This window comes from Pseudomonas sp. 32A (assembly GCF_052682255.1).
Map to the genome: position 1 here is coordinate 6,036,470 of NZ_JBQYLY010000001.1, position 14,276 is coordinate 6,050,745.

9 protein-coding genes are annotated in these 14,276 nt (G+C 61.3%); 6 read left to right on the forward strand and 3 right to left on the reverse strand.

Annotated elements, in window-relative coordinates; genetic code table 11:
* The first annotated feature begins 74 nt into the window (after positions 1-74).
* Both ACUN0G_RS27770 and ACUN0G_RS27775 read left to right on the forward strand, forming a co-directional pair.
* The gene (locus ACUN0G_RS27770; protein ID WP_445574897.1) at positions 75-1,199 is read left to right on the forward strand and encodes a Kelch repeat-containing protein; all 1,125 of its coding nucleotides are present in this window, start codon (positions 75-77) and stop codon (positions 1,197-1,199) included.
* Positions 1,200-1,299: 100 nt separating this feature from the next.
* Positions 1,300-2,046: an SDR family oxidoreductase gene (locus tag ACUN0G_RS27775; protein WP_421524052.1), complete on the forward strand. Its 747-nt coding sequence runs from the start codon at positions 1,300-1,302 to the stop codon at positions 2,044-2,046.
* Positions 2,047-2,162: 116 nt separating this feature from the next.
* Here ACUN0G_RS27775 and mapR read toward each other — a convergent pair whose 3' ends face one another.
* The 3 genes from mapR to ACUN0G_RS27790 form a co-directional block, all read right to left on the reverse strand.
* The gene (mapR, locus tag ACUN0G_RS27780) at positions 2,163-3,572 is read right to left on the reverse strand and encodes a GntR family transcriptional regulator MpaR (protein WP_258346337.1); all 1,410 of its coding nucleotides are present in this window, start codon (positions 3,570-3,572) and stop codon (positions 2,163-2,165) included.
* A 107-nt stretch (positions 3,573-3,679) separates the two neighbouring features.
* A complete protein-coding gene (gene ccoG / locus ACUN0G_RS27785) occupies positions 3,680-5,095 on the reverse strand; it encodes a cytochrome c oxidase accessory protein CcoG (protein WP_445574898.1) in 1,416 nt (471 codons plus the stop codon).
* A 184-nt stretch (positions 5,096-5,279) separates the two neighbouring features.
* A complete protein-coding gene (locus tag ACUN0G_RS27790; RefSeq protein WP_445574899.1) occupies positions 5,280-5,519 on the reverse strand; it encodes a DUF3203 family protein in 240 nt (79 codons plus the stop codon).
* Positions 5,520-5,639: 120 nt separating this feature from the next.
* Between ACUN0G_RS27790 and ACUN0G_RS27795 the strand changes: the two genes are divergently transcribed.
* The 4 genes from ACUN0G_RS27795 (at position 5,640) to glgB (ending at position 14,241) form a co-directional block, all read left to right on the forward strand.
* Positions 5,640-6,131, forward strand: a complete 492-nt coding sequence (locus tag ACUN0G_RS27795) for an MgtC/SapB family protein (protein WP_076013878.1) — start codon at positions 5,640-5,642, stop codon at positions 6,129-6,131.
* A gap of 360 nt (positions 6,132-6,491) precedes the next feature.
* Complete coding sequence (locus tag ACUN0G_RS27800; protein ID WP_445574900.1) at positions 6,492-8,489, forward strand: alpha-1,4-glucan--maltose-1-phosphate maltosyltransferase; 1,998 nt, start codon at positions 6,492-6,494, stop codon at positions 8,487-8,489.
* Between the two features lie 173 nt (positions 8,490-8,662).
* Positions 8,663-12,010, forward strand: a complete 3,348-nt coding sequence (gene treS, locus ACUN0G_RS27805) for a maltose alpha-D-glucosyltransferase (protein ID WP_445574901.1) — start codon at positions 8,663-8,665, stop codon at positions 12,008-12,010.
* Positions 12,007-14,241: a 1,4-alpha-glucan branching protein GlgB gene (glgB, locus tag ACUN0G_RS27810; RefSeq protein WP_445574902.1), complete on the forward strand. Its 2,235-nt coding sequence runs from the start codon at positions 12,007-12,009 to the stop codon at positions 14,239-14,241. Before treS ends, glgB begins: the two co-directional genes overlap by 4 nt.
* Positions 14,242-14,276 lie beyond the last annotated feature (35 nt).

Sequence of the window (14,276 nt, forward strand, 5' to 3'; positions counted from 1 at the left end):
AATTCTGACAGTAGCGACCGTGATACAGCGCGTATAGAGTCGATTCCAGGAAGCTGACTTGGGAGCCGAACGACATGGCATCGCGCATGACCGGTGTTTTCACGCCCACAGGTTCGATGCTCGAGCCCCGTTATTTCCACAACGCTGTGCGCATCGCCGACCTGGGTGTACTGGTCATCGCCGGGGAAGGCGCCCTCGAGGCTTTGGGCTCGCGTTTCGACCAAGTGGCGCCTGGCACGACCGGTTGCGCATCTACCACCCGCACCATGGCCAGCGCAGAGTTCTACCACCAGGCGTCAGGGCAGTGGTCGATGGTTGCGCCGCTTCCGTTTCCCCGCAGTGCCAGTGGTGCTGTGGTTTTGCAGTCGGGCATTGTGCTGTTGACGGCTGGAAGCGAGTCCGGCCAGTCGATCAGCGATGTGCAGTTGTATAACGTCTCAACCCATCGCTGGACGCCAACGGGGCCCTTGCACACGCCGCGTTTCGGCCATACCAGCACGTTGTTGGCGTCAGGAAACGTCTTGGTGGTCGGCGGCAATAATCTGCAGTCAGGCGGCGGGCAGGTGCAAGACAGCGTTGAATGCTACGACCCGCTCACCGGCCATTGGCAGCGTAAAGCCTGGCTCCCTGTGGATGCCATGAATCACACCGCGACGTTGCTGTCGACGGGCGAGGTCCTGGTGGTCGGAGGCTATTCCGGCATGCAGAACGCCGCGCTGCCCCGGGCCTTTCTGTATGACCCTACCACCCACCGCTGGACTGAACGGCGGCCTTTGCCCGCGCCCCGTATGCAGCACACAGCTACCTTGTTGGCCGACGGTCAGGTGTTGATCTGCGGCGGTGCTGATGAACCTTTCGGCCCGGCGCAAGCCCTGGCTTTTATTTATGATCCTGTGCTGGACAGCTGGGACCAGACAGCGATGTGTGTTCCACGCAAAGAGCACAGCGCGACCCGTTTAGCGACGGGAGAAGTCCTGGTGGTCGGCGCCAGCAGCCTTTCCCAACCCGAACAGGCGGCGACGGCTGAGCTGTACGACCCACGCTCCGCACAATGGTCGCTGACCGCGCCGCTCCAGCCCGGGCGTTTCGGGCATGGCGCGTGCTGCCTTTCGACGGGGCAGGTGCTGATCGCGGGTGGTTCGAGGGCCACCCCGCATCCGGCGCCTCTGGCCAATGCCGAGCTTTTTACGTTGACGTGATCGACAGCGTCTCCCCGGGTTGACCTGTGCCCATGCAAAACCTGGCGGTCGTAGGTAGTATTGGATCCAACAGCTCACGTTGAATCAGGAGACCTTACACATGGACAAAGTCGTCATCATCACCGGTGGCAGCCGTGGGATCGGCGCCGCCACGGCGTTGCTGGCCGCTGCCCAGGGCTATCGTATCTGCATCAACTACCAGGCTGATGAAGACGCTGCTCACCGGGTGCTTGAGCAAGTGCGCGCCCTCGGCGCACAGGCCATTGCGGTGCGGGCCGATGTCAGCATCGAAGACGAAGTGATTGGCCTGTTCCACCGTGTTGATACCGAGCTGGGCCGGGTGACGGCACTGGTGAACAACGCCGGTACCGTGGGGCACAAGTCGCGGGTCGATGAAATGTCCGAATTCCGTATCCTGAAGACGCTCAAGACCAATGTGTTGGGGCCGATCCTCTGCGCCAAGCACGCGCTGCTGCGCATGTCGCCCAAACATGGCGGGCAGGGCGGCAGCATCGTCAACGTGTCGTCGGCCGCCGCGCGGCTGGGATCGCCGGGGGAGTATGTGGATTACGCCGCGTCCAAGGGCGCATTGGACACCTTCACACTCGGGCTTTCCAAGGAAGTGGCGGGTGAGGGAATCCGGGTCAATGGCGTGCGTCCAGGTTTCATCTTCACTGATTTCCACGCGCTGAGCGGCGATCCTGACCGGGTCAGCAAGCTGGAACCGGGGATTCCCATGGCCCGTGGCGGGCGTGCCGAAGAAGTGGCGGAAGGGATTATCTGGTTGCTGTCGGACAAGGCGTCCTATGCGACAGGAACCTTTATTGATCTGGCGGGCGGTCGATAACGTTATAGCGCCTGTTCGGGCGTCATCGCGGGCAAGCCCGGCTCCCACAGAGATACGCGATCAATTGTGGGCGCCGGGCTTGCCCGCGACGAGGTCAGTTGTCGTCACACAGCCTGTCAAAACGAACGCACAATCTTCCCCAGCGTCTCCATGGCCCTCTCACACGACTCGTCCCACGGGCTGCCGTAATTCAAACGAATGCAGTTTCTGAAGCGCTGTGTCGGCGAAAAAATCGGCCCCGGCGCGATGCTGATGCCCTGGGCCAGGGCCATCTGGAACAACTTCAACGAGTCGGTCTGCTCCGGCAATTCCAGCCACAGGAAGTAACCGCCGGCGGGCTGGCTGACCCGTGTCTGCGCCGGGAAGTAACGGGCGATGGCCGCGAGCATGGCGCTCTGCTGCTCCTCCAGCGCATACCGCAATTTGCGCAGGTGCCGATCGTAGCCGCCGTGCTGCAGGTAATCGGCAATCGCCGCCTGGGCCGGCATCGACGCACACAGTGACGTCATCAGCTTCAGCCGCTCGATCTTCTGCGCATAACGCCCGGCAGCCACCCAGCCAATGCGGTAACCCGGGGCCAGGCTTTTGGCGAACGAGCCGCAATGCATCACCAGGCCTTCGGTGTCGAACGCCTTGGCCGGTTTCGGCGCTTGTTGGCCGTAGTACAACTCGGCGTACACGTCGTCTTCGATCAGCGGCACCTGGTGGCTGCGCAACAACTCCACCAACTCCTGCTTCTTGGCCTCGGGCATGGTCGCGCCCATCGGGTTCTGGAAACTGGTCATGCACCAGCAGGCCTTGATCGGGTAACGCTCCAGGCTTTGCGCCAGCACCTTGAGGTCAATGCCATCGCGCGGGTGCACCGGGATTTCCACCGCCTTGAGCTTCAGGCGTTCGAGGATTTGCAGGCTGGCATAAAACGCCGGGGCTTCGATGGCGACCAGGTCGCCCGGTTCGGTCACGGCTTGCAGGCACAGGTTCAGTGCCTCGAGCGCACCGTTGGTGATCAACAGTTCTTCCATCGGCAGCATCAGCCCGCCAACCATGTAGCGCAGGGCGATTTGCCGACGCAGTTGCGGGTTGCCTGGCGACATGTCGGTGACCACCATGCGCGGGTCCATTTCCCGGCTGGCGCTGGCCAGGGAACGGGCCAGGCGTGGCAAGGGGAACAGCGTCGGGCTGGGGAAGGCCGAGCCGAAGGGCACGGTTTGCGGGTCTTTGATGGAGTCGAGTACCGAGAACACCAATTCGCTGACGTCCACCTCGGTGGATTCGTGCACATGGGCGCTCACCACCGGCTCGGAGAACGGGCTCGGCGCATGGGTGTTGACGAAGTACCCGGAGCGCGGCCGGGCGCGGATCAGCCCGCGACGTTCCAGCAGGTAGTAGGCCTGGAACACCGTGGACGGGCTGACCCCGTAGGTCTGGCTGGCGTAGCGCACCGAAGGCACGCGCTGGCCGGGGCCGAGGACGCCGGAGCGAATCAGTTCTGCGATGTCGTCGGCGAATTTTTCGTAGCGTTTCATTGAGTCTCAGTGCTTTGAACGGATTTTGCTGGTTGAACACAGATCTAATGTGGGAGCTGGCAAGCCAGCTCCCACATTAGATCTCCAGTGTTGCTGAAAGCTCGGGTTCAGCGATTCAATGGCGCCACAAACCGGCTATCCGCCGCGCTGTAAATCCACGGTTCATCCACGTCCGTGACCTTGAAGCGGATGGTCTGGGAGCTGCTGGCCGGCTTGTCTGTCGTCATCGCCACCGACACCGGCACATCGGTAATTTCCCCCGGCGCCAGGCTGATGTCGGTCTTGCCCTGCAATTGGAAGCCATCGCCGTCCACCAGCTCCAGACGATAATCCTGGCGTTGCTGGGTCTTGTTGATGACCTTGAGGCTGTAGATGTTCTCGATCAAGCCTTCACTGTTTTCGCGAAACATCCCACGGTCCTTGGTCACGTCCAGCGACACCATCGGGCGCGCCACCAGGGCCACCACCAGCGCGCCGATCATCACCAGCAGCACGGCACTGTAGCCGATCAGCCTTGGCCTGAGCAGATGGGTCTTGCCACCTTGCAACTGATGCTCCGAGGTATAGCTGATCAGCCCGCGGGCATAGCCCATTTTATCCATGATCGAATCACAGGCATCGATACACGCGGCGCAGCCGATGCATTCCATTTGCAGGCCGTCACGAATGTCGATGCCGGTGGGGCACACCTGCACGCACAGCTGGCAGTCGATGCAGTCACCCAGGCCCACGTCCGCCGGTTGCACGTCACGTTTGCGCGGGCCACGGTTTTCGCCACGGGCCACGTCGTAGGAAATGGTCAGGGTGTCTTTGTCGAACATCACACTCTGGAACCGCGCATACGGGCACATGTGCATGCACACCGCTTCCCGCAGCCAGCCGGCGTTGATGTAGGTAGCGCCGGTAAAAAACAGCACCCAGAACAGGCTGACGCCGCCCATTTGCCAGGTCAGCAGTTCCGCGGCCAGCGGCCGGATCGGTGTGAAGTAGCCGACAAACGTCAGCCCCGTCAGCACGCTGATACCCAGCCACAGCGTGTGCTTGGCCGACCGCCGAGCCAGCTTGTTCAAGCCCCAGGGCGCGGCCTGCAGCTTGATGCGCTGGTTTCGCTCGCCTTCGGTGACCTTTTCGCACCACATGAACAGCCAGGTAAACGAGCTTTGCGGGCAGGTATAACCGCACCACACTCGCCCTGCGAACACGGTGATCGCGAACAGGCCGAAGGCGCAGATGATCAACAGCGCCGACAGCAGGATGAAATCCTGGGGCCAGAACGTGGCACCAAAGATGTGGAATTTGCTTTCAGCCAGGTCCCACAGCACCGCTTGCCGGCCGCCCCAGTTCAGCCAGACGGTGCCGAAAAACGCCAGGAACAGAAAGCCTGCGCCCACCACACGCAAGGTGCGGAACAGGCCGGTAAAACTGCGGGTATGAATCAGGTTGTCGCTGGATTTGGCCTTCATCTTCTTTGGATGCGCAGGCTCAAACACTTCTACGGTTCGGACGGGGATTCTATCGCTCATGGTCTTTCGCTCATCAGCCTCCATCAGGCAGATGAACTATGAACGGCGCTCTGTTTGCATAACAGGCTCAGGTAGGGCGATAAAAAGCGGATCAGATGGGCCGACAGCGCCCGGCTGCGACAATGTGCTGCACCCTATGGCGCGTGGGGTGCAGCGCTTTTCAGGCAGTGATGATCCAGGTCAATCAAATCACCGAATCACCGTCGGTAGCCTTCAAATGCTTACGACCGTCGGTGGCACCTGCTACGGTCAATGCGTCGGCTTCTGCTTCGGTGATGTAGATCCGTTCGCCGTTCAACTCCACGGCCGACATGGCCTTGGCGCTGTCGGTAATCACGGTGACATCGGTGGCGGCGAGGCGTTCTTCTGCGCCGTTTTTGTCGACCTTGAAGTAACAGGTCTGGTTTTCGATACGTACGGGCATGGTGTTGTCCTTTTCCAGGGGTACTGAAGGTTAGGCGTTGCCGTTGGATAAATGGTTCTGCGCAACTGACTGGCGGTCGGCGCTGTCCATCTCGTATCTACCCATGAAAAGGACACGTCCATGGACGCGTGGTGGCATGAAGTCTGGCAAACCCTGCAAACGGAATTTGCCGACATCGGCGATGCCCGGCAACTGACACAAGTCACGGTGCGGTTGCTGATCGCGGCGATTCTCGGCGGCATCCTCGGCTTTGAGCGCGAACATAAAGGCAAGGCGGCCGGGGTGCGCACCCATATGTTGGTGGCCATCGGCGCCGCGCTGTTCGTATTGGTGCCGAGCATGTCGGGCTCCCAGGCCGACGCCATGAGCCGCGTGCTGCAAGGCGTGATCGCGGGCATCGGGTTTCTGGGTGCCGGAACCATCCTCAAGGGCAAGGAAGATGAAGAAGGCCACGTCAAAGGCCTGACCACCGCCGCTGGCCTGTGGATGACCGCCGCCATTGGCGTGGCGGCGGGGATGGGGCGCGAGTCCACTGCCGTGCTCAGCACCTTGCTGGCGTTGGCGGTGTTCAATGTGATGCCAAGGATCGTGCGCCTGTTCGAGAAGGACTAGACGATGACAGGCGGCATTGTCGTCGGTGGTTCCTCCACGGGTGGTGGCTGAGTGCCAGGCGGTTCCTGCTCGGGAACCGGGTCTGGCTCTGTCGGTGGCAATGTCGGTTTATCGATGTTCGGGTCAGGCGTTTCAGCCGGGATCGGGATATTCATCGGTGTGGCCTCCTTTGTGCTTTGCTCTACCGGTGGACAATCGCCCGGTGGATTTGATTCCCCGCCCGATGGCGTCATATCCACCTGAACTTTTCAATCGCCAGCATGCTCGGAACCTATACGGCCCTGCTCAGGGAGAGCACTGCCGTTTCAGAATTTGGATCAAGCGCAAGAGCGTCCACTGGGCGTTAAGGGGAGATGCTCGATGACTGCTGAAACACTGACCCAAGACGATTCAACCTCCACATTACCGCTGTCCCAGGCACTGTTGCTGCCAAGGATTGCGATTGAAAGCACCACGCCGGTGATCGATGGCGGCGAGTTTGCGGTCAAGGCTGTGGTTGGCCAGCGTGTGCAGGTTGCCAGCAAGGTTTTTGCCGACGGCCATGACAAACTCGCGGTGATGATCCGTTGGCGCCCGCTGAGTGGAGAAAGCTGGCACAGCGTGGTGATGACCGATGTCGGCAACAACGGCTGGGAAGGCGCGTTCACCGTCACGGCCCAGGGCCCGCATGAGTATTGCATTGAGGCCTGGATCGACACATTCGCCAGCTTCCGCTACGAATTAAGCAAGAAACACGAGGCCGGGGTACCGGTCAGCCTGGAGTTGCAGGAAGGCCGCAGCCAGGTCCTGCAAGCCGCCGAACGCAGTGACAACGAACTGCGCGACCGCCTGATGCTGCTGCACCACGAACTCTCCGGCCTGCTGGAAACCGAGCAAGTCGCGCTGTTTCTGCACGAAGACAGTGCACACCTGATGACCCAGGCCGATCATCGCGCCTATTTGAGCATCAGCCCGGTATACCCGATTGACGTGGAACGCGAAGCCGCGCAATTCGCCAGTTGGTACGAGCTGTTTCCGCGCTCGATCACCGACGATCCGGCGCGCCACGGCACTTTTAACGACGTGCACTCACGTTTGTCGATGATCCATGACATGGGTTTTGACGTGCTGTATTTCCCGCCGATCCATCCCATCGGCCGTAGCCATCGCAAGGGCAAGAACAATTCCCTGACCGCCGGGCCCGATGATCCGGGTAGCCCGTATGCCATCGGCAGCGAAGAGGGCGGCCACGAGGCGATCCACTCGCAGCTCGGCACCCGAGAAGACTTCCGCAACCTGGTCAAGGCCGCTGCCGATCATGGTCTGGAGATCGCCCTGGATTTCGCGATCCAGTGCTCCCAGGACCATCCGTGGCTCAAGCAGCATCCGGGCTGGTTCAACTGGCGGCCCGACGGCACGATCAAATACGCCGAGAACCCGCCGAAAAAGTACCAGGACATCGTCAACGTCGACTTCTATGCGGCGGATGCGATTCCCAGCCTGTGGATCGAGTTGCGTGACATCGTGGTCGGCTGGGTGGAAGAGGGCGTGAAGACCTTTCGCGTCGATAATCCCCACACCAAGCCGCTGCCGTTCTGGCAATGGCTGATCAGCGACGTGCGCTCCAGGTACCCGGAGGTGATCTTTCTTGCCGAAGCTTTCACCACCCCGGCGATGATGGCGCGCCTGGGCAAGGTCGGTTACTCCCAGAGCTACACCTACTTCACCTGGCGCAATACCAAGGCCGAGTTGAGCGAGTACCTGAGCCAGTTGAACGAGTCGCCGTGGCGCGAGTGCTTCCGGCCGAACTTCTTTGTTAACACGCCGGACATCAATCCGGGCTTCCTGCATGAATCCGGCCGCGCGGGTTTCTTGATCCGTGCCGCGCTGGCCACCATGGGCTCGGGCCTGTGGGGCATGTATTCCGGCTTTGAGCTGTGCGAAGCGGCCCCGGTGCCGGGCAAGGAAGAGTACCTGGACTCGGAAAAGTACGAGATCCGCCCGCGAGACTTCACGGCGCCTGGCAACATCATTGCCGAGATCGCCCAGCTCAACCGCATCCGCCGGCAAAACCCGGCTTTGCAGACGCACCTCGGGCTGAAACTCTACAACGCGTGGAACGACAACATCCTGTACTTCGGCAAACGCAGCGAGGACGGCAGCAACTTCATTCTGGTGGCCGTGAGTCTCGACCCGTTCAACGCCCAGGAGGCCAATTTCGAGTTGCCGCTGTGGGAGATGGGCCTGCCGGACGACGCCCAGACCCAGGGTGAAGACCTGATGACCGGCCACCGCTGGACGTGGTACGGCAAGACCCAGTGGATGCGCATCGAACCGTGGCATCAGCCGTTTGGCATCTGGCGCATTACCGTTTCCTGAATCGACACCGATCTCCAAACCACTGGAGATCAAATGTGGGAGCGGGCTTGCTCGCGAAAGCGGTATATCAGTGGACCGATTCGGAGACTGACACTCCGCTTTCGCGAGCAAGCCCGCTCCCACATTGACCGTGTTCCTTCAGGCAGAATTTTTCGAATTTCCAGGAGTTTCCAATGGCGAAGAAACCCAAGGCTGCCACCTTTATCAAAGACCCGCTCTGGTACAAGGACGCGGTGATTTATCAGGTTCACGTCAAATCCTATTTCGACTCCAACAACGACGGCATCGGTGACTTTCCCGGGCTGATCGCCAAACTTGACTACATCGCCGACCTCGGTGTGAACACCATCTGGCTGTTGCCGTTCTACCCCTCGCCACGCCGTGACGATGGCTATGACATCGCCGAATACCGTGGCGTGCACAGCGACTACGGGACCATGGCCGACGCCAAGCGCTTTATCGCTGAAGCCCATAAACGCGGGCTGCGGGTGATCACCGAACTGGTGATCAACCACACCTCGGACCAGCACCCTTGGTTCCAGCGCGCTCGCAAGGCCAAGCCGGGTTCCGCTGCGCGGGACTTCTACGTGTGGTCCGATGACGACCAGAAATATGACGGCACTCGCATCATTTTCCTCGACACCGAAAAGTCCAACTGGACCTGGGACCCGGTCGCCGGCCAATACTTCTGGCACCGCTTTTACTCCCACCAGCCGGACCTGAACTTTGACAACCCGCAGGTCATGAAAGCCGTCCTGTCGGTGATGCGTTACTGGCTCGACATGGGCATCGACGGCCTGCGCCTGGATGCCATCCCGTACCTGATCGAGCGCGACGGCACCAACAACGAAAACCTCCCGGAAACCCACGACCTGCTCAAGCAGATCCGCGCCGAGATCGACGCCAACTACCCCGACCGCATGCTCCTGGCCGAAGCCAACCAATGGCCGGAAGACACCCAGCTGTACTTCGGGGACAAAAAGGGCGATGACGGCGACGAATGCCACATGGCGTTCCACTTCCCGCTGATGCCGCGCATGTACATGGCGCTGGCCCAGGAAGACCGGTTTCCGATCACCGACATCCTGCGCCAGACCCCGGAGATCCCGGCCAATTGCCAATGGGCAATCTTCCTGCGCAACCACGATGAACTGACCCTGGAAATGGTCACCGACAAAGAGCGCGACTACCTCTGGAACTACTACGCCGCCGACCGCCGTGCGCGCATCAACCTGGGGATTCGCCGGCGCCTGGCGCCGCTGATGGAGCGTGACCGCCGCCGCATCGAGTTGCTCAACAGCCTGCTGTTGTCGATGCCGGGCACGCCGACCCTGTACTACGGCGATGAAATCGGCATGGGCGACAACATCTACCTGGGTGACCGCGACGGCGTGCGTACGCCGATGCAATGGTCCATCGACCGCAACGGCGGCTTCTCCCGCGCCGACCCGGCCAGCCTGGTGCTGCCGCCGATCATGGACCCGCAATACGGCTACCAATCGGTCAACGTCGAAACCCAGACCCAGGACCCGCACTCGTTGCTGAACTGGACTCGACGCATGCTCGCCGTGCGTAAACAGTCCAAGGCTTTCGGCCGCGGCAGCCTGAAAATGCTCTCGCCCACCAACCGCCGCATCCTGGCGTATACCCGCGAATTCGTGGGCGAGGACGGCAAAAATGAAATCATCCTGTGCGTGGCCAACGTTTCCCGCAGCGCCCAGGCCGCCGAACTCGATCTTTCAGCGTTTGCCGGCATGGTCCCGGTGGAGATGCTCGGCGGCAACGCCTTCCCGCCCATTGGCCAGCTGAATTTCCTGCTGACCCTGGCGCCGTACGGCTTCTATTGGTTCGTGCTTGCGGCGGAAAACCAGATGCCGAGCTGGCACGTGGAGCCGGCGCAAAGCATCCCGGACTTCACCACCCTGGTGCTGAAGAAACGCATGGAAGAACTGCTCGAAGCACCGTGCCGCACCACCCTGGAACAAAATGCCTTGCCGGCGTGGCTGCCCAAGCGCCGCTGGTTTGCCAGCAAGGACACGGCAATCGATGCTGTGCACATCGCTTACGGCGTGCGCTTTGGCGACCCGCAGCATCCGGTGTTGCTCAGTGAAATCGAAGTCACCAGTGCCGGGCAGGTCAGCCGCTATCAGTTGCCATTCGGCTTCCTCGGCGAAGACCAGTTTACCAGCGCCTTGCCGCAACAACTGGCGCTCGCCCGAGTACGGCGAGTGCGTCAGGTGGGTTTGGTGACTGATGCCTTCAGCCTCGACACCTATATCCGCGGCGTGATCCAGGGTCTCCAGGCCAAAACCGTCCTCGACTCCACCGATGGCGAGATTCGCTTCGAGCCCACGGCGCAGTTGGCCAAGCTGGAACTTAACGACGAGTCGGAAGTGCGCTACCTCGCCGCCGAACAGTCCAACAGCTCAGTGGTGGTGGGCGGCAGCCTGGTGCTCAAGTTGATCCGTAAAGTCAGCGCCGGGGTTCACCCGGAACTGGAAATGGGCGCCTACCTGACCGAGGCCGGCTACGAACATATCTCGCCGCTGCTGGGTTCGGTGATTCGCCATGATGCCGATGGCCAGGACAACCTGCTGATGATTGCCCAGGGTTACCTCAGCAACCAGGGTGACGCTTGGGGTTGGACCCAGAACAACCTGGAACGGGCGATTCGCGACGAACTGGCCGAAGCCATCTCCGAACAGGAACAGCATTACAACGCCCTCGGTGAGCTGGCGGATTTTGCCGGCTTGCTTGGCCAGCGCCTGGGCGAGATGCACCAGGTGCTGGCGGCACCTACAACCAACAAGGCCTTCAAGCCTGAGGTTACGTCCCTCAAGGACACCCAGGGCTGGGCCAAGCATGTGGGTGCACAAATCGACCGCGCGTTGCAGTTGCTTAAGCAGCATCAAACCAAGTTGAACCCTGCCGATCAGGCGTTGGTCAGTGCTTTACTGGATCAGAAAAAGGCCATCGCCAGTTACGTTCAGGACCTGGCGAAAGCCACGGTGGGCGGGTTGCGTATTCGCGTGCACGGCGACCTGCACCTGGGCCAGGTACTGGTGGTGAAGGGGGATGCCTACCTGATTGACTTCGAGGGCGAACCGGCGCGGCCGCTGCCTGAACGTCGCGGCAAACACAGCCCGTACAAGGATGTGAGCGGGGTGCTACGGTCGTTTGATTACGCGGCGGCCATGGCGGTGAATGTGCAAGGCGTCGACCAGTCACCCGAAGCCAATGCATCCCGGCAGCGGGTGGCGGATCGCTACTTGCATGAGGCCAAACAGGCATTTATCCAGGCCTATCACGCTGCCACGACTACACTGGCCCATGACTGGCAGGATGCCAAAGGCCAGGACGCAGCGCTGACGTTGTTCAGCCTGGAGAAGGCCGCGTACGAAGTGGCCTACGAAGCAGAGAATCGTCCCAGCTGGTTGCCAGTGCCGTTGCAAGGTTTGCACGGGTTGCTCAGCGGGCTGAAACCATTATCGAAAACTGCACGCGGTGGGGAGTCGTCATGAGTTTTACAAGCAAAGAACCGCTGCAGGAAAAGTTGAGTGTGATGCCCAAGCCTGCTGATATCGAAGCCCTGGTACGGGCCGAACACCATGATCCATTCTCGATCCTGGGCCCCCACGATGATGAGCAGGGTGGCCAGTTCATTCGCGCCTTCCTGCCGGAGGCCTTGAGTGTCCAGGTGCTGGCCCGTGACAGCGGCGAGCACATTGGCAGCCTCGATGCGACCCAGGTGCCGGGCTTGTTTGTCGGCCATTTCGGCACTCGCCAGGCGTACCTGCTGAAGATCCAGTGGGCCGGTGGCGAGCAGATCACCGAAGACCCCTACAGCTTCAGCCAGTTGCTGTTGGGCGAGATGGATTTGTACCTGTTCGCCGAAGGCAATCACCGCGACCTGAGCAGTTGCCTCGGCGCACAAGTGACCAGTGTCGACGGCGTCGAGGGCGTACGCTTTGCGGTGTGGGCACCGAATGCCCGCCGGGTATCAGTGGTGGGCGACTTCAATATCTGGGACGGGCGCCGCCATCCGATGCGCCTGCGTCATCCGTCCGGGGTCTGGGAAATTTTCATCCCGCGCCTGCAACCGGGCGCCGCCTACAAGTATGAAATTCTCGGTGCCCACGGGATCCTGCCGCTCAAGGCCGACCCCATGGCCCTGGCCACACAGATGCCGCCGGATACCGCGTCCAAAGTCGCTGCGCCATTGCAAGTCGACTGGCAGGACCATGACTGGATGCAATCGCGCGGCGAGCGGCAAAAGCCCAGCGCGCCGCTGTCGATCTACGAATTGCATGTCGGTTCCTGGCAGTGCGAGCTGGACGAAGTCGGCGAGGTGGCCCGCCAGTACAATTGGCGCGAGCTGACCGAGCGCTTGATTCCGTATGTGCAGCAACTGGGCTTCACCCATATCGAACTGATGCCGATCATGGAGCATCCGTTTGGCGGTTCCTGGGGTTATCAGGCGCTGTCGCAATTTGCGCCCACGGCGCGTTTCGGCTCGCCGTTGGATTTCGCGTACTTCGTCAATGCCTGCCATCAGGCCGACATCGGTGTGATCCTCGACTGGGTGCCGGCGCATTTCCCCACCGATACCCATGGCCTGGCGCAATTCGACGGCACCGCGCTGTACGAATACGCCAACCCGCTGGAAGGCTTCCACCAGGATTGGGACACCCTGATCTACAACCTCGGGCGCACCGAAGTCCATGGCTTCATGCTGGCGTCGGCGTTGCACTGGCTCAAGCATTTCCATATCGACGGCCTGCGGGTGGATGCCGTGGCGTCGATGCTGTATCGCGACTATTCGCGCAAGGCCGGTGAATGGGTGCCGAACCGCCACGGCGGGCGTGAAAACCTCGAGGCCATCGACTTCCTGCGTCACCTCAACGACGTGGTCGCCCTGGAAGCCCCAGGCGCACTGGTGATCGCCGAAGAATCCACTGCATGGCCCGGCGTGAGCCAGCCGACCCAACAGGGCGGCCTGGGGTTCAACTACAAGTGGAACATGGGCTGGATGCACGACTCGCTGCACTACATCCAGCAAGACCCGGTGTACCGTGCCCATCACCATAACGAGCTGAGTTTCGGTTTGGTGTATGCGTGGTCCGAGCGTTTTATCCTGCCGATTTCCCACGATGAAGTGGTGCACGGCAAACACTCGCTGATCGACAAGATGCCCGGCGACCGCTGGCAGAAGTTTGCCAACCTGCGGGCTTACCTGAGCTTCATGTGGATGCACCCGGGCAAGAAGCTGCTGTTCATGGGCTGCGAGTTCGGCCAGTGGCGCGAGTGGAACCACGATCAGCAACTGGACTGGTACCTGCTGCAATACCCCGAACACCGGGGCGTGCAGAAACTGGTGGGCGACCTCAACCGCCTGTACCGCGAAGAACCCGCGCTGCACGACCAGGACGACGCACCACAGGGCTTCCAGTGGCTGATCGGCGACGATGCGATCAACAGCGTCTATGCCTGGCTGCGCTGGAGCAAGGACGGCAGGCCGGTGCTGGTGGTGGCCAACTTCACGCCGGTGCCGCGCGAGGCCTACAAGGTCGGCGTGCCGTTTGCCGGGCGCTGGAGCGAGGTGATCAACAGCGATGCCGACACCTACGCCGGTTCCAACTTCGGCAACGGTGGCGGGGCGTTTACGGAGGAAGAGCCCAAGCATGGGCAGCCGATGTCGCTGTCGCTGAACCTGCCGCCATTGGGTGTGCTGATCCTGCGACCGGACGCCTGACAAGCCTCTTGTAGGAGCGAGCTTGCTCGCGAAGA

Coding starts and splice junctions, on each gene's coding strand:
- ACUN0G_RS27770 (WP_445574897.1), top strand. CDS start 75: ATGGCATCGCGCATGACCGGTGTTTTCACGCCCACAGGTTCGATGCTC.
- ACUN0G_RS27775 (WP_421524052.1), top strand. CDS start 1,300: ATGGACAAAGTCGTCATCATCACCGGTGGCAGCCGTGGGATCGGCGCC.
- mapR (WP_258346337.1), bottom strand. CDS start 3,572: ATGAAACGCTACGAAAAATTCGCCGACGACATCGCAGAACTGATTCGC.
- ccoG (WP_445574898.1), bottom strand. CDS start 5,095: ATGAGCGATAGAATCCCCGTCCGAACCGTAGAAGTGTTTGAGCCTGCG.
- ACUN0G_RS27790 (WP_445574899.1), bottom strand. CDS start 5,519: ATGCCCGTACGTATCGAAAACCAGACCTGTTACTTCAAGGTCGACAAA.
- ACUN0G_RS27795 (WP_076013878.1), top strand. CDS start 5,640: ATGGACGCGTGGTGGCATGAAGTCTGGCAAACCCTGCAAACGGAATTT.
- ACUN0G_RS27800 (WP_445574900.1), top strand. CDS start 6,492: ATGACTGCTGAAACACTGACCCAAGACGATTCAACCTCCACATTACCG.
- treS (WP_445574901.1), top strand. CDS start 8,663: ATGGCGAAGAAACCCAAGGCTGCCACCTTTATCAAAGACCCGCTCTGG.
- glgB (WP_445574902.1), top strand. CDS start 12,007: ATGAGTTTTACAAGCAAAGAACCGCTGCAGGAAAAGTTGAGTGTGATG.